Origin of the sequence: Paenibacillus sp. FSL H7-0326 (assembly GCF_001955535.1) — a bacterium.
In the GTDB taxonomy this organism is placed as follows: Bacteria; Bacillota; Bacilli; order Paenibacillales; family Paenibacillaceae; genus Paenibacillus; species Paenibacillus shunpengii.
Window position 1 is genome coordinate 13,615 of record NZ_MPVN01000005.1, and the last position, 24,530, is coordinate 38,144.

The 24,530-nt window shown below is 48.4% G+C and carries 20 protein-coding genes; 8 read left to right on the forward strand and 12 right to left on the reverse strand.

Annotated elements, in window-relative coordinates; translation table 11 throughout:
• Positions 1–129 precede the first annotated feature (129 nt).
• The 4 genes from BK126_RS21600 to BK126_RS21615 all read left to right on the forward strand — a co-directional run bounded on the left by BK126_RS21600 (position 130) and on the right by BK126_RS21615 (position 5,313).
• Positions 130–1,443, forward strand: coding sequence for a glutamate-1-semialdehyde 2,1-aminomutase (locus BK126_RS21600; RefSeq protein ID WP_076314628.1), 1,314 nt, complete (start codon positions 130–132; stop codon positions 1,441–1,443).
• 186 nt (positions 1,444–1,629) lie between these two features.
• Complete coding sequence (locus BK126_RS21605; RefSeq protein ID WP_076314629.1) at positions 1,630–2,745, forward strand: GerAB/ArcD/ProY family transporter; 1,116 nt, start codon at positions 1,630–1,632, stop codon at positions 2,743–2,745.
• The gene (locus BK126_RS21610; RefSeq protein ID WP_076314630.1) at positions 2,714–4,171 is read left to right on the forward strand and encodes a spore germination protein; all 1,458 of its coding nucleotides are present in this window, start codon (positions 2,714–2,716) and stop codon (positions 4,169–4,171) included. Before BK126_RS21605 ends, BK126_RS21610 begins: the two co-directional genes overlap by 32 nt.
• Positions 4,168–5,313 carry a Ger(x)C family spore germination protein gene (locus tag BK126_RS21615; RefSeq protein WP_076314631.1) on the forward strand — a complete coding sequence of 382 codons (1,146 nt, stop codon included), beginning with the start codon at positions 4,168–4,170 and terminating at the stop codon, positions 5,311–5,313. Before BK126_RS21610 ends, BK126_RS21615 begins: the two co-directional genes overlap by 4 nt.
• 56 nt (positions 5,314–5,369) lie before the next feature.
• Here the strand turns inward: BK126_RS21615 and BK126_RS21620 are convergent, their stop codons facing one another.
• From BK126_RS21620 to BK126_RS21665, 10 genes are all read right to left on the reverse strand, one after another.
• Positions 5,370–5,759 (reverse strand): sensory rhodopsin transducer, encoded by a 390-nt coding sequence (locus BK126_RS21620; protein WP_076314632.1) that lies wholly within the window; start codon positions 5,757–5,759, stop codon positions 5,370–5,372.
• 17 nt (positions 5,760–5,776) lie between these two features.
• Positions 5,777–6,973 (reverse strand): rhamnogalacturonan acetylesterase, encoded by a 1,197-nt coding sequence (locus tag BK126_RS30005; RefSeq protein ID WP_256702986.1) that lies wholly within the window; start codon positions 6,971–6,973, stop codon positions 5,777–5,779.
• A 35-nt stretch (positions 6,974–7,008) separates the two neighbouring features.
• Entirely contained in the window at positions 7,009–7,452 is a 444-nt protein-coding gene (locus BK126_RS21630; protein ID WP_076314633.1) for a helix-turn-helix domain-containing protein, read from the reverse strand.
• Positions 7,453–7,771: 319 nt separating this feature from the next.
• Positions 7,772–9,040 carry an SGNH/GDSL hydrolase family protein gene (locus tag BK126_RS21635; RefSeq protein WP_179085583.1) on the reverse strand — a complete coding sequence of 423 codons (1,269 nt, stop codon included), beginning with the start codon at positions 9,038–9,040 and terminating at the stop codon, positions 7,772–7,774.
• A 148-nt stretch (positions 9,041–9,188) separates the two neighbouring features.
• A complete protein-coding gene (locus BK126_RS21640) occupies positions 9,189–9,422 on the reverse strand; it encodes a hypothetical protein (protein ID WP_177178758.1) in 234 nt (77 codons plus the stop codon).
• 69 nt (positions 9,423–9,491) lie between these two features.
• A complete protein-coding gene (locus BK126_RS21645) occupies positions 9,492–10,355 on the reverse strand; it encodes an inositol monophosphatase family protein (protein ID WP_083656136.1) in 864 nt (287 codons plus the stop codon).
• A gap of 133 nt (positions 10,356–10,488) precedes the next feature.
• Positions 10,489–11,484: a UV DNA damage repair endonuclease UvsE gene (gene uvsE, locus BK126_RS21650; protein ID WP_076314635.1), complete on the reverse strand. Its 996-nt coding sequence runs from the start codon at positions 11,482–11,484 to the stop codon at positions 10,489–10,491.
• 84 nt (positions 11,485–11,568) lie between these two features.
• Entirely contained in the window at positions 11,569–11,889 is a 321-nt protein-coding gene (locus tag BK126_RS21655) for a hypothetical protein (protein WP_076314636.1), read from the reverse strand.
• Positions 11,890–11,995: 106 nt separating this feature from the next.
• Entirely contained in the window at positions 11,996–13,102 is a 1,107-nt protein-coding gene (locus BK126_RS21660; RefSeq protein WP_076314637.1) for a D-alanine--D-alanine ligase, read from the reverse strand.
• 127 nt (positions 13,103–13,229) lie between these two features.
• Entirely contained in the window at positions 13,230–14,237 is a 1,008-nt protein-coding gene (locus BK126_RS21665) for an amidase domain-containing protein (RefSeq protein ID WP_076314638.1), read from the reverse strand.
• Between the two features lie 301 nt (positions 14,238–14,538).
• Between BK126_RS21665 and acnA the strand changes: the two genes are divergently transcribed.
• Entirely contained in the window at positions 14,539–17,247 is a 2,709-nt protein-coding gene (gene acnA, locus BK126_RS21670; protein ID WP_076314639.1) for an aconitate hydratase AcnA, read from the forward strand.
• Positions 17,248–17,320: 73 nt separating this feature from the next.
• Here the strand turns inward: acnA and BK126_RS21675 are convergent, their stop codons facing one another.
• Positions 17,321–19,408, reverse strand: coding sequence for a helix-turn-helix domain-containing protein (locus BK126_RS21675; protein ID WP_076314640.1), 2,088 nt, complete (start codon positions 19,406–19,408; stop codon positions 17,321–17,323).
• A 193-nt stretch (positions 19,409–19,601) separates the two neighbouring features.
• Here BK126_RS21675 and BK126_RS21680 point away from each other — a divergent pair, with 193 nt between their 5' ends.
• Positions 19,602–20,837 carry an MFS transporter gene (locus BK126_RS21680; protein WP_076314641.1) on the forward strand — a complete coding sequence of 412 codons (1,236 nt, stop codon included), beginning with the start codon at positions 19,602–19,604 and terminating at the stop codon, positions 20,835–20,837.
• 19 nt (positions 20,838–20,856) lie between these two features.
• Complete coding sequence (locus BK126_RS21685; protein WP_076314642.1) at positions 20,857–22,287, forward strand: amidohydrolase; 1,431 nt, start codon at positions 20,857–20,859, stop codon at positions 22,285–22,287.
• Between the two features lie 168 nt (positions 22,288–22,455).
• On the opposite strand, the gene BK126_RS21690 is transcribed toward BK126_RS21685, so the two are convergent.
• Entirely contained in the window at positions 22,456–23,310 is an 855-nt protein-coding gene (locus BK126_RS21690; RefSeq protein WP_076314643.1) for a manganese catalase family protein, read from the reverse strand.
• A gap of 120 nt (positions 23,311–23,430) precedes the next feature.
• Here BK126_RS21690 and BK126_RS21695 point away from each other — a divergent pair, with 120 nt between their 5' ends.
• A complete protein-coding gene (locus tag BK126_RS21695) occupies positions 23,431–24,468 on the forward strand; it encodes a hypothetical protein (RefSeq protein ID WP_076314644.1) in 1,038 nt (345 codons plus the stop codon).
• Positions 24,469–24,530 lie beyond the last annotated feature (62 nt).

The window sequence follows — 24,530 nt, forward strand, 5'->3', positions numbered from 1 at the left end:
GCCATAACCATTCACGAAGTGATATACTATAATAGATAAGAACAAGTAAGGGCAGCGAAAGCTGCCCTTTTGAGTTGTCCGCCTGGAGACTTAACTTTACAATATAGAAATGCAGAAAGGATGATATAAATGAATCGTACGCAATCGGAGCATCATTACGCTGAGGCTCTTGAACATATTGTTGGAGGCGTCAACAGTCCTTCACGTTCTTTTAAGGCCGTTGGAGGCGGTGCACCTGTATTTATGAAGCGTGGAGAAGGAGCTTACTTCTATGACGTGGATGACAACCGCTACATAGACTACTTGGCAGCCTATGGTCCAATAATTACGGGACATGCCCATCCGCATATTACGAAAGCCATTACGGATGCAGCAGTGAATGGAACATTATACGGTACACCGACTACACTTGAGATCAAGCTAGCCAAAATGCTGAAGGAAGCCATCCCCTCCATGGATAAAGTTCGCTTTGTCAACTCCGGTACGGAGGCCGTCATGACGACGATCCGCGTAGCCCGTGCCTATACGAAGCGAAACAAAATCATCAAGTTTGCCGGTAACTATCATGGCCACTCGGATCTGGTACTCGTTGCTGCAGGCTCTGGTCCTGCGACACTCGGAATACCGGACAGTGCGGGTATTCCTGCAAGCATTGCTCAGGAGGTCATTACTGTACCTTACAATGATCTTGGCGGTCTGGAAGAAGCACTGAAGACATGGGGCCATGATGTTGCGGCCGTCATGGTTGAGCCGATTGTCGGCAATTTCGGTATGGTAATGCCAAAGCCCGGATTTCTCGAAGGACTGGTTAAGCTTGCGCATGAGCATGGCTCGCTTGTTATTTACGATGAGGTCATTACCGCATTCCGCTTCCACTACGGTTCGACGCAAACCTATGCGGGACTGGATAACCATGATCTGATCAAACCGGACCTGACTGCCCTCGGAAAAATCATCGGAGGAGGACTCCCTATCGGAGCTTATGGCGGATCGAAGGAGATTATGGAGCAGGTTGCTCCGCTGGGTCCCGCCTATCAGGCCGGAACCATGGCTGGTAATCCAGCTTCGATCTCCGCAGGAATTGCTTGTCTTGAGGTGCTGAGTCAGCCTGGTGTGTACGAGGAAATGGAACGCCTGACGATTAAATTGACAGATGGGATTAAAGCTGCTGCTGATCGATACGGTATTCCGCTGACCATTAACCGGATTCGCGGCTCGTTCTCTACCCATTTCTGCGATCATCCGGTCACGAATTATGAAGAGGCCCAGGATACGGATGGAGAAGCGTTTGCGGCATTCTTCCGCCATATGCTGAACCGCGGTGTCCATCTGGCCCCTTCCAAGTATGAAGCATGGTTTCTAACCACCGCGCATACAGAGGCAGATATTGATGCCACCATTGAAGCGGCCGAGCAATCCTTTAAAGCAATGGCAGAAGCCTAAACTATATAATAATGATTAGAAGCTGCGGCTTTCAGGAGGGACAATCCTCCTGGAAGCCGCAGCTTCTTTATATCCTTACGCCATATTTTCTTTGTGAATGAAAATTTATACAGCTGCGCACAATGAAATAAGTCTCTCGATATATTTTCAATGGTGAGCGTATCTAAACAAGAAAGAGGCTGTTTAATGAATCCAGTCAAACCTTCCTTTTTGCAAGCGGCGATGCTGATCATGCTCTCTGTGGGCTTAAGCAATCATGTGTTTATTATTCCGGTTCTGCTCCAAGTCGCAGGTCGGGATTCCTGGCTGTCTGTAGTGATCTCTTCCCTCCCCATCATCCTGTTTACCTTGGTGGTATTTCTCATATCCAAGCAACTGAAAGAAAATACGCTGGCTGAATGGCTATCAAGTAATTTGGGCAAGGCAGGCGGGTTTCTGTTCAAGCTGATCAGTTCGATTTATTTCCTCCAGGTCAGTTATTTTACCTTCTATGACACGGCCATGTGGGCAAAATCATCGTACTTGATAGAGTCCCCCATGTTTGTGATTGGTTTGATTCTGGCCTTACTCTCTGTATTAACAGCCTGTTTGGGAATGCGTACTTTGGCTTTCGCTTCTGGCATTTTGCTGCCTCTGGTCGTCATCTTTGGCTTCTACGTTGCTACCGTCAACGTGCAGTACAAAGACTATAATCGACTTCTGCCCTTATTCGAGCACGGATACACTCCCTTGTTCAAAGGCGTATTTTACAGTCTGTCAGGCTGGTTTGAGCTTGCGCTAATCCTATTCATCCAGCCCTATCTCTCGAAGAAATTCAAGCTTTGGCAGCTGCTTCTCCTCATGTTTATTATGATCGGCCTGACATTCGGCCCACTGACCGGAGCTATCATGGAGTTCGGTCCGTATGAGGCAGAACACATGCGATATCCTGCATTCGAGGAATGGAGGATTGCCTCACTTGGGAAATATATCACCCAGACGGACTTTTTCTCTATTTATCAATGGCTTGCTGGAGCCTTCACCCGAATTAGTCTTGCCATGTATATTGCCATTGTGGTTTGGGACATTAAGAAGAAACGCAATCTGCTCTTCATTATCTGGGGAATCCTGTTAAGCGCAAGTTTGATTTACCCTATGAATGACACTGTCTTTCAGAACCTGCTCATCACTTTGATTTTCCCAGTCAATTTTGCTTACTTCAGCTTTTTAATCGTTATTGCTCTGATGGCCATTCCAATCGGGAAGCTTAAGAAAAAAAGGAGGGGAAACGGTGCAACCTCACGAGAAAGAAGCTCACCTTAATTATGAAATGCTGAACAACTTGTTTCAGAACTGCGCCGACGTCGTCGTGCACCATTTTACAGATATGTCCACGCCCATCACGCTGGTGTATTGCGACGGATTGACGGATCAGAAAACGATTAACGAAATTGTATTGCCACGTCTTACCTCTGTGGACTTGACTGATAGCTCCAATCTCTCTTCCAGGCTGGCTCTCACCTTGAATGAAATTGAATACCCTGTTGATTCCGTTCAAATTGAAGAACCGGTATTCAGTGGACAGCTTCTGATCTTGACTGGAAGTGAACAGAATTCTCGAATATACACACTGGACATTGCCAGTGTACCGGGCAGAATGCCGGAGGAATCTGCACTTGAATCGGCGGTGAAGGGGGCACGAGACGGATTTACCGAGGAGCTTGCAATCAACGTTGGATTGATTCGGAAGCGGCTGCGAACCAAATCCTTTTGCTATGAGCAATTTGTAACCGGCGAGCGCTCACATACCAAGATTGCTCTGTTCTATGTAGAAGATATTATCAATCCAGAGATCTTAAAAACCATCCGGGAGCGGTTGAGTCAGATTAATATAGATGGGCTCGTTGGGTCATCTATCATTGAACGAACCATTATGGGCAGCATTCCGTCCATTCTGCCGCTCACGGATATGACGCAGCGTCCCGACTATATTGTCACATCTCTCCTGAATGGCCGTTTCGCTGTCATGATGGATGGATCCCCCGTTGCACATATTGCACCGACAACACTGTTTAACCAGATCCATTCGCCAGAAGACGCCAGCACGCCTTTTTTTATGGTCGCTGTAGAAAGGCTGCTTCGAATCTTCGGTCTTCTGGTTGCTTCTCTCTTCCCTGGTTTCTATATTGGTCTGACGACCTTTAATCTCGAGCAGATTCCGCTGCCGCTCCTGGCTACGGTTGCCGGTACACGGGTCGGACTGCCGCTCCCCGTTCCGCTCGAAACATTTATGATGATTGCGATGTTCGAATTGTTCAACGAGGCAGGAAGGAGACTTCCACGCGCGCTTGGGCAGACGGTTACGGTCGTAGGAGGACTGATCATTGGTGATGCAGCAATCCGCGCAGGGGTTACTTCCCCGACCATTATTGTCGCTGTCGCCATCTCCGTTATCTCTTCCTATATGCTTGTTAATACGGTCCTTAGTTCGGTAACATCGCTCATTCGGCTGTTCATACTTGCGTTTGCTTCATTTTTGGGAATGTATGGTTTCTTTATTGCAACATTCATTCTTGTTATTCATCTGGCCTCACTTGAAAGTTACGGCGTTCGCTACCTGTCTCCCATCACGCCTCTTAAGCTTGGGGATGCCATACAAACCGTTCTCATGAAGCCAAGCTTTGGACGCAAGAAACGACCTGAATCCCTGCAAACTCAGGATAGCACACGTAACGGTAACAAATCATGAGAGCGAGAATACTGCTGCTATGCCTCCTCCTCTCTCTCATGCTTCCACTTAGCGGATGCTGGAGTACGAAGGAAGTTCAAAGCATCAACTTTATTACAACGCTGGGAGTTGATTACCGAGATAAGCAATTTATCGCCTATGCGCAGGTTGTAGATTTTGCCAATATAGCGAAACAGGAAGGCCCCAACCAAGTTAATGAAGGAACGATATGGGTAGGTGAAGGAAAAGGGAAGACACTGATGCTCGCAATTTATGATTTGTACCGCACTTCACAACAGAGAACCATGTGGACACATGTGAAGGCCATCGTCCTCTCGGAAAATATATTGAACGAGAAGCTGGAGGAGACGCTTGATGTCATCCTGCACTCCGGTGAGCTGCGTTATACACCATGGATGTATGGTACAAACGAAGATATTAAGACACTGCTCACCGCCTCGTCCTTACTAAACCAATCCGTGCAAAGCATTGAATTGTTTGAGCCGGTTTCTCTGTATCGTCAGAGCTCCGAATATGAGCCGATCCGTATTCACTTTCTGCTGGACGGTTTCCGCGAGCCTGCTTCCACTGTCCTGCTTCCTTCCGTCGCCACAAATACTGAGGCCTGGAATCAAGAGAGTAACAAGAAGCCACGAATGACCTATTTCAATGGTCTCTACCTGATTTCTAAGAAGAAAAATACGGGAAAAGTCAGTGGACAAGAAGCAGATGGCGCAAGATATGTCAGCTATCGAAAAATGCAGCAGTATCCCCTCGACCTTGATCCTGAAATAAAGAGCTCACATGTGGTGCTCGTTCGTGATGTAAAGTCCAATATTTCTGCCAGATCAAAGGATAACCATACCGTTACCTTCGATATTTCCGTAAATGCCGAGGCGACGGTTCTCGAGGACGAGCAGCTCGCATCGGACGTTCAACTGAAAAAGGAAACCGAGCGCCGAATTGCAGAGAAAATACGTTACACATTCGAACAGACCAAGGCCAAGAAAATGGATATTTACAGCTTGGAGGAGCATTTGTATCGAAGGCATCTTAACTTGTGGAAGAAAGTGTCCAAGGATAAAGAGCACCCGATTGACAATTACGAGCTGGGGGAAGTAAAGGTGAATGTCCATCCGGTAAATACGACTACTTACAAATAAGCTGAATATTAGAAGAGGAATGACCAATTGGAGTCATTCCTCTTTCTAATATGAATCTAGATCGGATAAGCCATTACACTCATCAGTGCCAGCTCCGGCTGTGTTGTATCCAGCCTGCTATATTGAACAATGATCGGAATATTACTCTGCACTGTAATTGCATAAGGTACACCGGCAGGTATCTTCTGTCCCTCTGATTCAAGTCCCGCGGTTCGAATATGGCGGGTCCTTCTGGCAGGAACGACAGTCTCGACTCCCTCCAGCGGCTCCCTGTCTTCGAAATAAATGGTCATCACCAAATGAGCATCCTCGCTGCCCGTATTGAGAACACAGATGCTTTCATGACTTTCAAGACGGCCGCTGCTGTCAGGCGGAATGTAACCGTCAGGAATCATCCACGTAGTGCGTCCAAGCGATTCATATCCCTTAGCCTCTGTTGGATTCATTGCGCTTAATCCCCCACTTATCGATTGATTTGGCCCCGAAGATACATTTGAAGCGGCTGCAATTGAAGCTCGGATAGGGCAGCTGCCACCTCTTTGGCCAGCCGGGTGGCTCCGCGGACAGAGAAATGCGTATTGTCCTCGACTCCTGCCGGATGATTCATGTATTCGCCAGGGAACGCCCATAAAAAGTCATGCTTACTCCCTTCCACGCCTGCTTCTTCAAAGAGCACCCTGCTGCGTGCCGCTAGGTCGATCATTGGAACCTCTTCCTCCACAGCAAGCTCCTTAACCGCTGTAATGTAGTCACCATGCGTGTCGATCAAGCTCCCATCCTCATTAAAATATCTTCGGTGCACAGGTGTAATAAGAACCGGATGAGCCTCACGACGCCTTGCCGTATCTATGTATTGGTGTAAGTACTCTTTATAGGTTGTAAACGGCTGTGTTCCCCGCTGCGCATCCGATTTCTCATCATTGTGTCCGAACTGAATGAACAGATAATCCCCAGGCTTAATGCGTTTCTCGATTGCTGCAAGTCTTCCCTCGTCAATAAAGCTCTTCGTGCTGCGCCCGGAATGCGCATGATTGTCCACTACCACGTCATGCTTGAAGCAGGCAGGAAGCATCTGTCCCCAGCCCGAGTACGGGTAGCCTGCTGCAGGCTGGTCGCATACGGTTGAATCTCCGGCAATAAATACCGTCAGTGTTTGATTGGCAGGCATAATCTCCATCGCATTAATCCGCGGCGCAGCTCCCGAGAAAGAGAGTCGTAATGAATCTCCCTCCCTTACATGAACAGTGCATTTCTCCTCAATCCATTGTCCTGGCGGCGTTTGTATCTCAGGGAGAATCAACCTTCCTTCTCCTGCCTTTATGATCGTTCTCGTCTCGGTCCATTCATCACCAATGAGCATATGAATTCGGTAGCTCCCCGCAGGGACATCCAGGCGAAATACGGTGTTCAGCGGAATGCAGAAGCTGTCCTGCAAACGCTTCCTAACTGATCCAGACCCTTCCCCGTTCACTTTGCTCTGTTGATTGGTCGGAGCGAGTCGTGCTTCCGCCCGGTCTCTTCCATAAATTGTGCCGACTGGCTCAAACCCGTATCCAAGTCCCTCATCGTAAATCGTGTCAGGCTGGATTCCAATGTAACCGTTTGCAGTGTTGCCGGGACCAAAGTCAAATTTGAAATGGGACAATGTGCTTGTGCTCAAAGAGTTCGTCCTCCTTACCTACCTTTTACAAAACATCATCTTGCCCTTCTCTTGTAATGAGACGGTGTCATCCCTGTCCATCTCTTGAATACTTGGCTGAAGTAACCTGAATTTCCTCCAAATCCAAACCATTCTGCCAACTCAAAAATTCTGACATCCTCATCTTCCTGCTGGATGTAGCTGCAGGCTTGTCGTATCCGGTATTGATTTAAATATTGAGAGAAATTAAGCCCTGTATCCTTCTTGAACATTTTACCTAAATAATCCGGATTCATGTACAGCATATGTCTTGCTACCGTATTCAGGGATAAATCAGCATCGGCATAATGATTGTGCACCAGCTCCAGCATGGAGCTGACAATCGCCGATTGTTTGACACTGTCCTTCTCCTCTCGGAAGACACGGAGTCTGATTACAGGTGCGGACCTTCTGCTGCCAGAATCCCGAGCACGACTAACAACATGCTCCAAATTATTCATGCATTCGCACGCCTCCTTTTATAGAAGCCTGACCTCAGTACGCCGGTAAATCAGAACAAAATCTGTGATACAGAAATATAAATCATTAATTCTTCTGTGTTTATCTGTAGAAGTCTTTGTTGTTGATTATATTACAAATTCATAATTATTGTACAGTGAATCGAATATGATTTATGAAATTGATTCAATCAATTTTAATTCATTAAAACGAATATTTCGAAACGGAAGTGCAACTAAGAATAATATAAAAAAGGCTGCCCTCATGAAGAGAGCAGCTACAACTGTGAACAGGTATGAAGAGCTGTCATCAGCCTTATTTTCACGGATTGATAAAGACGGCCTTAAGCTTGGCATTGTACTGCACATCATAACCCAGCCCTTCAGCGATAAGGGCAAGAGGTACATAAGTCTTCGCTTCCTTGCCTACTTTATGGAGGAATGGAGCATTCTTTACAGGGATCAGCTGATCATTTACGAGTACGTTCGGCTCATTAATCTGGATCTGCACACGATTCGCATTATAAGTAATCATCGTCGCCTTCGCTTCATGAATCCACTGTGATTTAGCGCCTACGGCACTTACAATATCCTGAATGGCCACATAATTCTGGTTGTTTCGCAGCACCGGCTTATACGGAGTATCCAGCAGCTTCCCGCTGACGATTATGTTCATCGGCTCCCCGGTCTCTGCCGCCTTTAATTTAACGTACTGCCCCCATATCGATTCTGCAAATACTTTGGCAATTGCCTCATAACCGAGCTGATTCGGATGAAAATCCCGGCTGCCGATCATGTGGGTCATCGTCCCCTCGCCGCCGACGAACGCCTCGGCGATGTGTGCGACCTTGATCGAGACGCCCTGAGTGCTGAGTTCAGCAGCTAGTAGATCCACTGTGCGGGTAAAGGCAGCACTTGCTTCCATAAGCTTAGCATAGAGACCTGCATTCCCTACCTTGGGTACCGGCTGATACTGGTCTGCCAGCACGATCATAGCATCACCATTCATGGTGTGAAGCTGCTGAACAGCGGCCGTAACCTCTAATGTATATTTTGCAAGCAGCTCCTCAACTCTGCGATCCAAATCTGAAGCATTCATTCCGTCTGCGGTCATAAGCAGCTCCGATACATCATTGCCACCGATCGTGATCGTTATGACATCTGCCTCAGTCACATCCTGATTAATCTGATCGATACTTGCCAAATAAGAGGCCACACGAGCATCTGGAAGTCCGGGCTGTATATCCTCAGGTGATACGGACTTCTCGTTTAATATCGCTTCCGTAAACTGCTTCAATCCATTGCTTTTTAAGCCGCCAATTCCGTAGTTTGTTACCACGGTCCGCTCATGCAATAGACCCTGCTCAAGTAAACGCTCGACGTAGCCGTAAGGAGCAGTAGCGTAATCCTCCATTCCCGGTTCATAGCCTACCGTGATGGAGTCCCCGAGTGCCACAATCTTAAACGGCTCAGTGCCAGTCACTTCCTGCGCTTCCACCGCCGTGTGCCCTGCGCACAAGAAGAGCACCCCTGCAAACATTGAGACAACGCCTTGCTTAGCCCTTCTCTTGAAGCCTGCGATCTTCATCATATGTAACAATATCCCCTCTCTCATGCCATGTTCCTTATTTTACCACCAAGCGTATAGAGGGAGATACTACTATTTAAAGCTTCACACGAAAAAAGAGATGCCCCTATATCGGGGCATCTCTGCAGTATTAATTAATGAATAGCTGTTATTACTCGGATAAACCGGCTTTCTTCATATAGTCATCATACCGATGATCTACTTCCTTCGCCATGCTGCGGAACTTCTTCGTTTCTTCTACAATCGGATCAAGCTGTGTTTGAATGCGGATTTCGTGCTTCGGAGATATGTTCTGCCGCTCTCTTTCCTTACGGTCTCCAAATTCAGGTTCTCCTTCGGTCAGCATTTCGCTAAGCTGGCGTTCCAGTTCACGTGAATCCTTCACGATCCATCACTCCTTAGTTTTTTACATACATTATTCCACCGCAGAGGAATTTCTTATGCAGAACTGGCATCAGTTTACGCCGGTTGCATTCTCTTCTGTCAGTGTATGAATGAGTTCTTCATGAATTTGGCCATTGCTTGCTGCAATATACCGAACCGCTAAATGATATGGATTGCCCTGCGTATCCGTCACGGTTCCCCCGGATTCTTGAACCAGCAGGGCCCCTGCAGCGATATCCCAAGGATTGAGTCCAATTTCGGTGTATGCGCTGAGTCTGCCTGCTGCCACATATGCAAGGTGAAGTGCAGCCGAGCCCCCTGCTCTCAAATTGCGAACTTTGGGTGCCAGCGCCTTAGCAACACTCATGTTTGCAGGGAGCGCAAATTCGGGATCAGGAGGAAATCCAATTGCTACCAAGCTGTCTGCCAAGCTCTCTTCACGAGAGACCTTCATTCGATCTCCGTGAACATATGCACCTTTCCCCTTCTCAGCTACAAAGAGCTCATCTCGAACAGGATCATAGATTACACCTACGATAACTTCCCCACGATAGGCAAGTGCAATGGATACAGAGAAAAACGGAAAGCCATGCACGAAGTTGGTCGTGCCGTCAACCGGGTCTACGATCCACAAATATTCTTCCTCACGTGCAGCCTCAAGCGCCTTGGCCGATGCTTCAGCTCCCGGCTCAACCCCTTCTTCGCCAAGAATTGCATGATCGGGGAAATGAGTCAGGATCAGTCTGCGAATCATCTGTTCTGCTCCTTTATCCACCTCGGTCACCAAATCCTGAGCTGAATATTTCGTCGTTGTTTTAAAGGCGGAGCCAGCGCGGCTCTTAATCCACTCTCCCGCTTTGGCAGCAGCATTAATTGCAACAGCAGTATAACTCTTACTAGTGACTACATATGGAATCTTCTGATTGTCGTTCAAAGCGATCACACTACTTTCTTTGTATCTTTGCGCTATACTGAATGAACTATAGCTAAGCTTACTATAATAGTAACGTTTAAAACGTGTTCTCGTTACACGTAAAAAGCCCTATTTCACAATATTGTGCATTTCCTTACATACAAATTGTAGCTCCGTCTAATATTTCAATACCTTCCCCCGAGAGCTTCTCGAAATCCTTCATTAAATTGAATAACGCCTCATCCTTGCGTTTCGCTTCAATCATCACATCAATAGCAGGGGTCCGGTCGGCAATATGACGCAAGAAATCAAGCAGCGGCTCCAGCACAACACCATCTGCATGGCTCCGGATATCCTTCTCATTCTTGGGGCTCGATACGTGAATTTTGGGAGGCAGGGCTTCTTCAGGGGAAGAATCCGCCTGGGCATAGATCGTCTTCCATGTCTCCAGAATATCATCCCACAATTCCCAGGATGCTTCTCCGTCGTTATTCACCCATTGATGATGTATGTCGAGCACCATAGGGAGGCTTGTCTTCTTACATACCTCCAGCGTTTCGACCGCTGTGAAGGTCTTATCATCATTCTCAAGCGTGATCCGCTGCAGTAACTCGGGAGGCAGGGCTTCCGCATTGACGATAAATCGTTCTGCTGCCTTCCTCTTGTCCCCGTAAGCACCGCCGATATGAATATTGTTCTTCGCCCGTGCATCCAGTCCCATCGCATCAAGCATCGCCTTATGGTGCATCAGATCACGAATGGAGCTTCTCAGCACTTCCTCCCGTGGTGTACTTAACACCGTGAAATGATCGGGGTGAAACGAAACTCGCATCCCATGTTTTTTCACAAAATCACCAACTTCCTGAAAAGAAGGGGTTAATGCCGCAAATGGATCCCAATCGGCCAAATCTCCATGTGTAGCAAGCGGAATGAGCTTGGATGAGAAGCGATAGACTTTAATATCACTTGCAAGGTTATGCCTCAGCAGCCTGAGGGTGTTATGTAAATTCTCGGTTGCAATGCGTTCGAGCTTGCGGATCGCTGCTTCCCGGTCTTCTATTTTGTTAAAACTCGCCATCGTCATCGTCTTGGACGGTGACGCGTTCGCTACCACCATTGACATGGCTACATATCCGAATCGTACGATCATGGAAGCGTTTCAATCCCTTCGTCATAATAGTACAGTTATACCCTATGTCTACGGATTAAAACCTTCTTGGAACCTTATTAAAGGCTACTGATTCTGCTCTCCAAAAAACATTTCATAAGCAAGCGCAGTCTGAATCCGGGATTCCTCTTCGTTCAGCTTGCGTTCAAGCACCATTTCCACCTCAGTGACCTCTTGTCCTTGAAAATTAATCTCGGCGATACAGCCGACGATCTTCACTATGGCAACCGCGGTATTCTCAGGTGTATAGGCAATGACCTTCTGGCCAGTGGGGAACACCCGGAAGCCCTGCTTCACCATTTTGCCCCGGCCATATTCCAGCAGCTCGTACAGCTCCTGATCGCTCTTGAATTTACAGACTGAATTAAACTCTGTTTGAAACCCCATCATCAATAACCTCCTGTATCCAAAATGATATGTCCACAAGATTCTGTGGACTTCCTGTATATATGAAAAAAGGAGAGCATATCACTCTCCTTTGTGTTCACATCGACTACCGGTTACCATTCTCGTAATTCAGTGCTTGTTTCTGAGCATACCGCTCCAGAGCAAGCTCAATCATCCGATCCAGCAGCGCTTTGTAGGATACACCTGTCTCCCGCCACAGCAACGGATACATGCTGAACGGCGTAAAGCCCGGCATCGTATTTACTTCATTGATAAGGAGTGCTCCGTCAGATCTGCGAATGAAGAAATCTGCACGTGTAATGCCGTTGCCCTCAATGGCACGAAAAGCCTGGAGAGCAGCCTCACGAACACGGTCAGCCTCTTCCTCATCAAGCGGTGCAGGAATCAGCATCTGTGACTGGCCGTCGATATATTTTGCCGCATAATCATAATACTCACTGGAGGATACAATCTCCCCCGGAACAGAAGCGATCGCTTCCTCGTTACCGAGTACGCTGACTTCGACTTCTCTCGCATCTACAAACTCTTCGACGATGACTTTAATATCGTAGCGGAATGCGAATTCAACCGCCTGAACGAGCTCATCGCGATTACGTGCCTTGGAAATACCAACACTGGATCCAAGATTCGCCGGTTTAATAAACATGGGATAGCCCAGCTGGTCCTCCATTCCCACGATGAGATCGTGACTTGAACGCTTCCACTGCACATGATTGAAATACGCAAATTCACATTGCGCAAGACCCGCCTGTGCAAACAGCTTCTTCATCACGACTTTATCCATGCCTGCTGCAGAGGGCAGCACACCAGCACCCACGTAAGGGATATCAGCCATCTCAAACAAGCCTTGAATCGTGCCGTCTTCACCGTTCGTACCGTGCAAGAGCGGGAACATCACATCTAGTTCACCCTCCGTACCATACAGGCGTCCAAACACGGAATTCAGTGCATCTCTTGTATCTTCCGCACTTCCACCGAGCTTAAGCTCATCTATACTGGCAGGAGGCGCAGTGAGTCTGCCGCCCTTAGCCCAGCTTCCCTGCTTCGAAATAAAGAAAGGAATAATTTCATATTTATCAAAATCAAATGCGCTGATGACGGCAAATGCAGTCTGCAATGATACCTCATGCTCTCCTGACTTGCCTCCATAGACTACGCCTATGGTCATCTTGTTGTCTTTACTGTGTACCATGACTTACCTCCGGTTTCTTAACGGTTACAGGTCCAAGGAAGAAAATCATCTAGATTATCGTATCCGCCAAGGCCTACCGAATTATGCCAGTAGTATATTCATCTTAAGGATGAGCGTTACGCTTTTTTTAGGCTCCAAAAGTATCTGCGATATGGAATAACCGGTATGTTGTGTTCTCGGTCCAGGCATAAGAATCCTTGTAATCCCAATAACGATGCCTGCTGCTTACAGTGTTCGCATTCACAAGGGGCATTCCACCCGCATCAAATGCTGTCACAATCGTACTGTGCTGATACCTGCCGTCCCCATTCCAATCATAGAAAATAACATCGCCCAGCTGCAGCTGCTCGGGCCTCTCAATAAGCGTTGCCGTCAGCCCGCTACGATTGCGCGCAAGATAATTCTCCAAACTATCCGACACAGCCCAGCTGTAGCTCCATTGCTCTTGTCCGGAAACGTAACCTTTATACCACCAGCCTGTTTCTCTCCTACCAGTATAGTTGATCGGCGCTCCCCCTGCAAAGAGACATTGCGAGATATAATTGGTGCAGTTCACTTCGAATTCTTCAAACTCCGGATTACCCGAATTCCACCATTGATCTGCATAAGCCACCGCATCTTCTCTCCGGTATCGAACCAGTCTGGCCGGGATACCTGGATACAGCACTTCTCTATTCAGCAGAGGCTTCCTCTGGATACCTGCCTGCTTGGCATTCTCGGCTGCGATCAACGTCTCATAGGCGACCGGCTTTCGCTCCTGTACATCTCTGACCACACGCGATACGACCCAATGATTACCATCCTTGGTGAAGGTCAGCCGTTCTTTCTCGATGCGGTCCTCCCGGTGAGTAATCCCTCCCTTAGAGTAGAATAACCGGCTGTACAGCTGTACATCGGCCACCGCCTCACCCTTCCGATCCGACAGTGTCCGGAGCAGTTTAGCGCTTGTCTCGCAGCGGAGGGGTACGGCCTGACGATCGCGATACCACTCATCCAGCTGCGCTGCCCGCTTGCCTCGTTCGAGCAGGACAGCAAGGTCCGTAATGATATGCTGCTCCTGCGGCTTATAATCAATCTCGCTCCGATTATACTCTTTCACATAAGAATATAAGGTGTTTTTCCATTCTCGCTCCAACGGCCCATGTCCCCTTTCTTCTCCTCCGCCCAGCCTCTCGATCGTATGTTTACCTTCTCTTTTCACTATATGACTAAGTTTATCTTGGTATGTACGGGGCCTATCCAGAGAGAGCTGAAGCATTCTCTTCCCTGCAAAAATAGGCTTCATTACAAGAAAAAAAACTTTACGTTAATGGATGAAAACGGTATACTAAAGTCAAAAGTTCATTTTTGAAATTACGTTTCACAGCGTGAAACTCCATGAACATTGATCGGATAAAATGAACTTCTGGCATACTATTAATCAAGGAGGTACATCCATGTCTCAACAGAATCATTTCTCTGCTGCAAGCTCGCTTGAAGTCGGAGGCAAAACGTACCGCTATTACAGCCTCAAAACGCTCGAAGAGCAAGGACGCGGCGACATTTCCAAGCTGCCTTTCTCCATTAAGGTGCTCCTCGAAGCGGCGATCCGTCAGTTTGATGGACGCGCTATTACTGAAGATCATGTAAGCCAGCTTACAGGCTGGGCAGAAGGCAAAGATAACAACAAAGAAATTCCTTTTATTCCTGCGCGTATTGTACTGCAGGACTTTACTGGCGTTCCGGTGGTCGTTGACCTTGCCGCTATGCGCGATACGGTGAAGAAAGCCGGCGGCGATCCGAAGAAGATCAATCCGCTCGTTCCTGTCGATCTCGTTATTGACCACTCGGTCATGGTCGATGCATTCGGAACAAACAGCGCACTAGACTATAACATCAAAGTAGAGTTTGAGCGCAATGAAGAGCGTTATCGCTTCCTTCGCTGGGCGCAGACTGCTTTTGACAATTTCCGTGCAGTTCCACCTTCTACAGGGATTGTTCACCAGGTTAACCTTGAATATCTCGCTTCCGTAGCTGCAACCAAAGAGATTGACGGTGAAACCGTTGTGTTCCCGGACTCTCTGGTGGGTACGGATTCTCATACAACGATGATCAACGGTCTCGGCGTCGTAGGCTGGGGTGTCGGCGGTATCGAGGCAGAAGCCGGAATGCTTGGACAACCTCTCTACTTCGTAACGCCTGAGGTTATCGGATTCAAGCTGACAGGCAGCCTGGCAGAGGGCTCTACAGCTACTGACCTTGCCCTGACGGTTACCGAAATGCTTCGTAAGAAGGGTGTTGTCGGCAAATTCGTAGAATTCTATGGTCCTGGCCTGTCCAACATCAGCTTGGCTGACCGTGCGACCGTAGCTAACATGGCTCCGGAATACGGTGCAACTGTTGGTTTCTTCCCGGTCGATCAAGAGACGCTGAACTACCTTCGCAATACGGGTCGTTCTGAAGAACAAATCGAGCTGGTTGAAGCATACTACAAAGCCCAAGGCATGTTCCGTACGAACCATACCGAAGATCCAGTCTTTACAGATACCATTGAGCTTGATCTGGCATCGGTTGTACCGAGCCTTGCAGGACCTAAACGTCCTCAAGACCGGATTGAGCTGTCTCATATGAAAGAGAATTGGGAAGGCATTGTCCGCACACCAATCGACAAGGGCGGTTACGGACTAAGCGATGAGAAGATCGCAGAGAAAGTGCCTGTTACCCATCCTGACGGTTCCAAGAGTGAACTGGCTCCAGGCGCAGTTGTAATTGCTGCAATTACGAGCTGTACGAACACTTCCAACCCAAGTGTTATGGTCGGCGCAGGTCTTCTTGCGAAGAAAGCGGTAGAACGCGGACTGACCAAGCCTGGTTATGTGAAGACCTCGCTGACTCCAGGATCTCTTGTTGTTACAGAGTACCTGACCAAGGCAAACCTGCTCGATCCGCTTGAGAAGCTGGGCTTTAACGTTGCCGGCTACGGATGTGCAACTTGTATCGGTAACTCCGGTCCGCTTCCAGATGAAGTGAGTCAGGCGATTTCTGACAACGATTTGACCGTTGCTGCAGTACTATCGGGTAACCGTAACTTCGAAGGCCGTGTTCATGCTCAGGTCAAAGCAAACTACCTGGCTTCTCCGCCGCTGGTTGTTGCTTATGCGCTGGCAGGTACGGTGAACATCGATCTGCAGAACGATCCGATTGGCTATGATCAGAGCAATCAGCCTGTATATCTTAAGGATATCTGGCCGACTTCCGCAGAAATCCAAGAAGCAATTAATGTCTCGCTTAACGCAGATATGTTCCGGAATAAATACGCGAACGTCTTCACTGCCAATGAACGCTGGAATGCAATTGAAGTTCCAGAAGGCGAATTGTATGAGTGGGATGAGAACTCGACATACATTCAGAACCCGCCGTTCTTTGAAGGACTTGAAGGTGATCTGAACGATATCCAGAACATTCGTGATGCACGCGTGCTTGCACTGCTTGGCGATTCTGTAACGACCGACCATATCTCGCCTGCAGGTAATATTTCGCCAACCAGCCCGGCTGGTCTGTACCTCAAAGACCATGGTGTAGAACGCAAGGACTTCAACTCCTACGGTTCTCGCCGCGGTAACCATGAAGTTATGATGCGCGGAACATTTGCCAACATCCGTATTCGTAACCAAGTGGCACCAGGCACGGAAGGCGGGGTTACCAAATACCTCCCTACCGATGAAGTCATGTCCATCTACGATGCTTCTATGAAGTATCAGGAGAAAGGCAGAAACCTCATCGTACTGGCTGGTAAAGAGTATGGTACAGGAAGCTCCCGTGACTGGGCAGCCAAAGGTACGCTTCTCCTAGGCGTCAAAGCTGTTATCGCTGAGAGCTTCGAGCGGATTCACCGCAGTAACCTGGTTGGTATGGGCGTACTTCCGCTTCAGTTCAAAGAAGGCTATGGATGGTCCAGCCTTGGATTGAACGGGCGTGAAACGTTTGATATCGTAGGTCTCTCCAACGAGGTCACTCCAGGTGAAGAATTGACTGTAACTGCAACACGCGAGGACGGTACTAAATTTGAGTTCCCTGTTATCGCGCGTCTCGACAGCATGGTTGACGTGGATTACTACCATAATGGCGGTATTCTGCAAACCGTACTTCGTCAGTTGATGAAATAATCGACGTACAAATAGTAAGGCCGTATCCCCTGCCTCTCGGCAGCTGGATACGGCCCTTTTTAATATCACCTGATTAATAGGTCTCGCTGAGATGGCAAGCCAGATATACCTTGAGCCAGTCATCAGGATCGCTTAGACTGACCTGCATCAGTTCCTCAATCTTGTGCAGCCGGTGGTACAGCGTATTGATGTGAATATGCAGCACTTCAGCTGCTGCTGAAGCGGAACGATTCGCAGCCATGTAAGCTTTTAACGTGCGCTCCAGATCCTCACCCTGCTGCTTACCCCTTGAATACAGTGGAGACAGCACACTTTCGATATAATGCCCGATCTTTGCAGGCTCCTGATTGAGAAACAATTGGTTCACCCCGATATCCTCATAACGGGTAAGCCCTGTCTTTTGCCTGCGGAGCAGAAAGGATAAGGCATCGAGTGCCTCATCGTTACTTCTGGCCACCTGTTCAAGACCACTGTACAAGCTGCCAATGCCCCCGCTCACGGATTTGCCTGTAGATTTTGCCCATCGCTCGGCAGCTGCTCTCATCCGTTCCACCATTTGCTTTTGCTGAGTGGAATTCAGCGCTGCTGCAATGATCGTTACTTTATCATGGGAGCCAAACAGCAGCTTCTCAGTATGGCCAAGCTCTTTTTCCAAATCGAGTATTAATTTACGCAAAAAAATCTCACGCTGCTTCAGATCTCCGTGCTCTCCCAGAAGATGAAGGACACTAACGAATAGAGGAACGTCCTTAGGCAGTCCAAAATTACTCATCTTGGCCGCTACACGCTCAGGCTCACGAAACTGCACCAGCTCATTAAAAAACTCATGACTCCGTTTGTAATACATTTCCGTGGCAGAATGCGTGTTCATTAGCTGGAGTGCAACGATCGCACCTCCCTGCTCTAGTACAATATGATCCAGCGGCTCCAACGTACGAAGGAGTGGAATCACGAACACACCCAGCAGCACTGGGCCATTCACGACAGGGTACAGGTAATACGCAGGATCTTGACTACCCGGTATCGTGACAGGAGCTTTATTCTCCTCAAACATTTGGAACAAGTCCAGATCGGAGAGCTCATGCTTATCGTCAGCTGCAGGATGCCAGTTGTTCAGCAGCAGGTCAACAAATCGCAGCGGCAGCTTCAGCATAGCAAGCACTTGACCAACCAGCACCTCCACACTTTCCTGCCGGACAGACAGCTTGGTAAATACATTGTGAATATCGCTCCGTTTCACGAGATACTCATTCGCTTCCCGCAGCTCTGAGTACATCCTCGCATTGGATATCGCAATAGCGGCCTGATCTGCAAAGCCCTGAAGATGCAGCAGGTCCTGATCATGAAAAGGCCTCCTGCCATCCTCTAGCTGATGCACCAGCATGACCCCGATCCGATCCCGATTCATCGTGACTGGGACTGCGATGACAGATATTACCTGCACCACGTCTCCGCCAAAAGCGTTAACAAGATAACTCAGCGCATCCTTTGGAACATCATCCATCGCATCCAGGGCCGATCTTGAGGTATATATTTTGCCGATCCCGCTCGTAAATACTTTACCTGTAATCCCCTGGCTGTGCCTTGTCTGAAACTGATAGATTGTATCTTTAATTCCAATGCTCGCCCTGGGCACCAGCCTCTTCTCTGCCTCGTCATACATCATGAAGAAGCCGCAGTCCGCAGTGGGAATGACCTTCAGTGCATTTTGCATAATGTGCAGAAGCAATTCATTCAGGTCAAGGGAAGAGGTCAGTGCCCGGAGCCCCTCAAGCCAGCGTTCGTGATCCAGCTTTTGCTTCGCAAGCCTTCTCGTCAGCAGCTCCATTCTGGTCAGCAGCTCCAGCTGCTCAAGCTCTCTGTCTGTCATTCCACCTTCGGCTTCAATCAGCATCAGCATGTGTCTCTGCTCTGAGGCATCATTCGGTGTAAAATAGATGGATAAGAGTGCAGAATTCTCCACTCGCAGGGAACGGCATACCAGCCTCTCCATATGCTGTTGAAGCGGCACTCCCATTACGTTCCTCTTCACTTTCTCGATCAACCTGTCTGCTCCGTCTGTTCCCAGCCACAGGTATAAGCTTCCATCATTCTCCGTAAGAAACCATGCTCCATACTCTACGTCTCCAAATTTCTTCTCCAAAAACCGGAGCAAATCCACCTTAACCCCCCCTCCCCACTCGATATATGTTAGATAATATAACATATATGAACACCTTTTAACTTAAAATAGATTGTCATTGGAAATTCATACAATTTTCTATATAAAACATTAGTCAAATGAACAATGATTTTCGTTAACTCACATTATAAAATGTTACCATACTTAACACAACCGTTTGGAGCGTGATGCTATGAAAAAAGAACCTAACAGTAAATGGATACTTACCGCCTTATTTGCAGCCTGGATTGTCTCCTATATCGACCGAGGAGTAATTACGCTTGCTCTCAGTCAAATGGGCAAAGACATGAGTCTGGATGCTTCGGCACTCGGAATTGTGCTGAGCAGCTTTTTCGTCGGCTATGCGCTCATGCAGATTCCCGGTGGATGGCTCGCGGACAAGTTCGGTTCACGCAAGGTCATTGTCGTCGCAATCCTGTTCTGGTCCCTCTTCACCGGTTTATCCGGCGCCGCCTGGTCCCTGGCCTCTCTGCTCGTAATTCGTTTCCTCTTCGGAATTGGGGAAGGGGCTTATCCTTCTGCCAGCACCAAAGCCATCTCTGATTATTTTGCCAGAGAAAAACGCACCAAGGCTCAAACGACCATGATGTCCTCCAATGCACTCGGAGGAGCCATCGCTCCTATAATTTGCACACCGCTGCTCCTGTGGTTAGGATGGAGACATACATTTCTCGCCATTTCCCTGCTTGGTGTAGTTCTCGTTATATGGTTCCTATATATCACCCGCGGATCTTCTGTCAAACAAAGTACGGCTTCACCCCAAGCGGAGAAAGGTGTATACAAGGAACTGCTGCGCAATACGACTTTGTGGAGGGTCATGGCGCTCTTCTTCTTCGCCAACATTGCCAGCTGGGGACTCTCTTCGTGGATGCCTACCTATCTCATAGAAGCACAAGGGATTGATCTGAAGGCAGCTGGTCTTGTGTCCGCTATTCCCGCAGTCGTCGCTGCTCTTGGCATGCTCATCAGCGGCCGGATTATCGATCGAATCGGAGCCAAGGTGAAGTATGTGGTCACAAGCTGCCTGTTCATGTATGCTCTATTCTTATTCCTCGTTACACGTGCCGGCGGACTCGCCGAAATTATGCTATGCATGAGTCTTGCCATGGCGTTTGGCTCCTTCACACTGTCCTTTGTGTTCACGCTGCCTCATCGGCTGATGAAGCAAAGAGTCGTCGGTACCGCCTTTGGTATGATCAACTTTGGTGGACAGGCTGCAGGTATCCTCTCTCCCGCTATAATGGGTTTTCTTATCTCAGCTACAAGCTCTTACAACAGTGCTTTTTTATTCCTCACGGCATCCTGCCTTGTCGCTGCAATCATTTCATTAACCATCCCTAAATTGGACAAACAGCCTGACGAGCCTATTACAGATTCATCTGCAGTCGCTTTGACGGCAAGACACTAAATCTTAGGAGGTATAAGGCATGAGCAAATCAAACCTGATTCAAGCCCTTAACGAAAGTGAGCCGCGTTTCACAAAAATGGCTAAGGATATATGGGAGCATCCGGAGGTCGGCTACACGGAATCCTACGCCTCCTCTCTTCAGGCTGGCCTGCTGGAACAGGAAGGCTTTCGAATCACAACTGGCGTGGGTGAAATTCCTACTGCCTTTGTTGCCGAATATGGTCAGGGCAGTCCGGTGATCGGCATCCTCGGCGAGTTTGACGCCCTTCCTGGTCTGTCCCAAACGGTAAGTCCAGATCAGACACCAATTGTTCCCGGCGGACCCGGTCATGGCTGCGGACACAACCTGCTTGGCACAGCGGGAGTAGAAGCGGTCACCGCGCTTAAGCAGCTCATTCACGAAGGAACGCTCCCCGGTACCGTTCGATATTATGGCTGCCCGGCAGAAGAGCTGTTATCCGGCAAGACCTTTATGGCTCGTGACGGCGTGTTCGACGATCTGGACTGTGTGCTCACTTGGCATCCAGGCAGCTCCAACATGGCGGCGAATTACAGCATGCAGGCACTGACTGGTGTGGAGTTCTTCTTCTCGGGTCGTACCGCACACGCCGGAGCTGCCCCTCACCTTGGCCGCAGCGCCCTGGATGCGGTTGAGCTGATGAACGTCGGCGCCAATTACCTTCGTGAGCATGTGCCGGACGGCAGCCGGATTCATTATCAGATTACAAACGGCGGTCAGGCTCCGAATATCGTGCCGGATGCGGCAAGCGTATACTACTTTTTACGCGGAAAAGACCGTGCAGCCGTCGATCATCTGCTCGAGAGACTCATCAAAATCGCTCAAGGTGCGGCATTGATGACAGAAACGAGTGTACGCTCGAATATCAAAGCAGGCTGCTACGATACACTGCCAAATGCCACGTTGAATGATCTTATGCATGCTCAAACCGAAATTGCAGAAGCTATCCGTTTCACTCCGGAAGAAGAGGCCTTCGCCGAACAGCTGCTGAAGAGCGTTCATCCAGACGTCCTTGCAGCCAATGCAGAAGCTGCCCTGCTCTCTGAACAATCTATTCTCCCAACGGAGTTTATTAACAATAAACATGTCTTCGGTATGACGATGGGCGGCTCCTCTGATGTGGGTGATGTGTCCTGGATCACACCGATGGGTCAGATCATGACGACCTGCGCTCCGCTCGGTGTCCAAGTTCACACTTGGCAGGCCACGGCCGCCTTCGGCTCCTCCATTGGAATGAAGGGGATGCATTATGCCGCGAAGCTGATGGCTCTATCCGCCTATGATCTGCTTCTGAATACGAATGGTGTCATTGAGCAGGCCAAAGCTGAATTTAAGGAAAGAGCAAATGGGGTCACTTTCAGAGCCGGAATTCCCGCTGAAGTGAAGCCTCCGGTGCCGGCTCATATCAAAATGACGGTACCGGCAGGCTGACTATAATGCGTATACTAGATATGCGACCAAGTCGGCGCGCGAATCATGTTCATTCTCTAGCCGATTTTGTTCCCATTAGAAAAACTCCAGCTTCCTCGCTTTCAGGCAAGGGGGAAGCTGGAGTTTTTATGTTGGTTCTACTCGTATTTTCATAAGAAAACCAGGCTGTTATGTGTTTAAATCATTAAGACCTGGGGCATGCTCATTTGGCATGTCTGGCAGCATGGGTACCGGATGACCGATTGGAGGAGGTGTTACCTCAAGCTCACCACCATTGCGGCTTGGAGATTTACCACTGAAAATTTCTCCGATCCGGGTATCGTCCAGCCTAAAGTTAAACTGTGCGTTATGAAAGCCCATGTCCACATATTTTCTGCACTCCGGATACTTGTTGATATCATAATTAGGTACCGGGAACAGTTTGCCCCACTCTACACCAAGCGTCTCAAGCGCTTTGGCGAACGCATTCTGATGGGCATTATCCCGCACGATGAGAAAAGCCAAGGTTTCTCTGAACGTCTTATTGGAGCTCATTTCATAAATACGGGATTTTTGCAGAACTCCTGTTGATTCAAGAACCAGATTATCCATAAGGTCAGCTACAAGATTACCATGGTTATATACGTAGTTGCCCATCCATGGATTCCCGGCCGCATCTACGGGCAGAGACCCTTGTGCACCAACAATGTAATGATGCGGATTTGCATGGCGAACAGCCTCATCCAATGGAGCGCCATCTACTCCTGCATTACCCGGCGTCTCTTCGCCTGATCCATTCAGCAGCTGATTAATGGTCGTTTGCACCAGCTCCACATGGCTGATCTCCTCCAGAAATACACCTCGCATCAAATCCCGATACTGGGTCTTATTCCCACGGAAATTACTGCTCTGAAAAAAATACTGCATCATCGTACGCATTTCGCCGAACCGTCCACCCAAAGCTTCTTGCAGTACCTTAGCTGCAGCGGGATCAGGCTTGTCAGGCACGATAATGTTGATAAGATCCTCTTTGTAGAAATACACAGGGAACACCTACTTTATTGGCGAATTTGAAATACATCCTATTTTGTTTCAAGAGCTCCTGTTTTATGCAAAAAGAGGAAGTCACGATATCTTTCTAGAGCACCTGAAAGGAGTGTACAGATGAATATTGGTTCTGCCAGACAAGCAGCAGTAAATTGGGTAACGAGCCACGGAAGTCAATGTCCCGGTTATCTCGGCGCTTATTTCAGCGGTTCTACTGTTCCTCTACCTGACAACGCTATGCTGCCTCCTGCTTCGGATGTTGATATTGTCCTTGTTACTCAAGAAGTACCTTCTATTAAACTCGGGAAATTCCGATATCAAAATGTCTTGCTGGAAGTAACCTATCTGCCGTGGGATCTGTTCGATTCAGTAGAGAAGGTGCTTACAAACTACCATTTGGCCGGAAGCTTTCGCACGAACACGATCATCGCCGATCCTTATTCACGTCTGTATCCGATATACCAGCAGGTATCTCAGCACTATGCTCAAAAGTCATGGGTCGAGAAGCGATGTAAAAACGCCCTTCATAAAATAGAGGCAGGGCTCCAATCCATAGATATGACGCTGCCTCTCTATGATCGAATCACAGCACTTCTCTTCCCGGCTGCCATTACAACACATGTCCTGCTCACCGCTGCACTGCAAAATCCGACGGTCCGTTTACGGTATCTCCGCGTGCGAGAGGTACTCGCCCAGTATAATCAGCTCCCGGTATACACTGAACTACTGCAGCTGCTCGGCTGTGATCAGATGACCGCGGAACAAGTTCGTCAGCATCTTGAACAGCTTGAAATAACCTTTGATACAGCTGCGGATGTATCGTCTACCCCTTTCTTTTTCAGCTCCGATATTACAGTAAGCGCACGACCCATTGTGATCGAGGGAAGCCGCGAGCTTATTGAATCCGGAAATCACCTTGAGGCTGTGTTTTGGATAGCAGCCACTTTTGCCCGATGTCACAAAATTTTGGATGCTGACGCTTCACCGGAGACTAAGCAGTCACTTGCACCTGCCTTCCAGGCGCTGATCAATGATCTAGGCATCGGTACACCTGAGGATTATCTGAATAGGGCAGGGCAAATTCTAAACTACTTGCCTGCACTTTCCAAGACAGCTGATGATATTATCAACGCCCACCCTCAAATATGGAGTTGATTCACAGCATTAATAATTCATCGCACAAAAAAAAGTGGAGGCCCATAGACGGGCCCCCTTTA

What these genes read in the sequence shown, in the direction of transcription:
- BK126_RS21680 (WP_076314641.1), top strand. Translation starts at nt 19,602, where the DNA reads ATGAAAAAAGAACCTAACAGTAAATGGATACTTACCGCCTTATTTGCA.
- BK126_RS21600 (WP_076314628.1), top strand. Translation starts at nt 130, where the DNA reads ATGAATCGTACGCAATCGGAGCATCATTACGCTGAGGCTCTTGAACAT.
- BK126_RS21655 (WP_076314636.1), bottom strand. Translation starts at nt 11,889, where the DNA reads ATGGGGTTTCAAACAGAGTTTAATTCAGTCTGTAAATTCAAGAGCGAT.
- BK126_RS21615 (WP_076314631.1), top strand. Translation starts at nt 4,168, where the DNA reads ATGAGAGCGAGAATACTGCTGCTATGCCTCCTCCTCTCTCTCATGCTT.
- BK126_RS21695 (WP_076314644.1), top strand. Translation starts at nt 23,431, where the DNA reads ATGAATATTGGTTCTGCCAGACAAGCAGCAGTAAATTGGGTAACGAGC.
- uvsE (WP_076314635.1), bottom strand. Translation starts at nt 11,484, where the DNA reads ATGATCGTACGATTCGGATATGTAGCCATGTCAATGGTGGTAGCGAAC.
- BK126_RS21635 (WP_179085583.1), bottom strand. Translation starts at nt 9,040, where the DNA reads ATGATGAAGATCGCAGGCTTCAAGAGAAGGGCTAAGCAAGGCGTTGTC.
- BK126_RS21685 (WP_076314642.1), top strand. Translation starts at nt 20,857, where the DNA reads ATGAGCAAATCAAACCTGATTCAAGCCCTTAACGAAAGTGAGCCGCGT.
- BK126_RS21660 (WP_076314637.1), bottom strand. Translation starts at nt 13,102, where the DNA reads ATGGTACACAGTAAAGACAACAAGATGACCATAGGCGTAGTCTATGGA.
- acnA (WP_076314639.1), top strand. Translation starts at nt 14,539, where the DNA reads ATGTCTCAACAGAATCATTTCTCTGCTGCAAGCTCGCTTGAAGTCGGA.
- BK126_RS21630 (WP_076314633.1), bottom strand. Translation starts at nt 7,452, where the DNA reads ATGAATAATTTGGAGCATGTTGTTAGTCGTGCTCGGGATTCTGGCAGC.
- BK126_RS21605 (WP_076314629.1), top strand. Translation starts at nt 1,630, where the DNA reads ATGAATCCAGTCAAACCTTCCTTTTTGCAAGCGGCGATGCTGATCATG.
- BK126_RS21620 (WP_076314632.1), bottom strand. Translation starts at nt 5,759, where the DNA reads ATGAATCCAACAGAGGCTAAGGGATATGAATCGCTTGGACGCACTACG.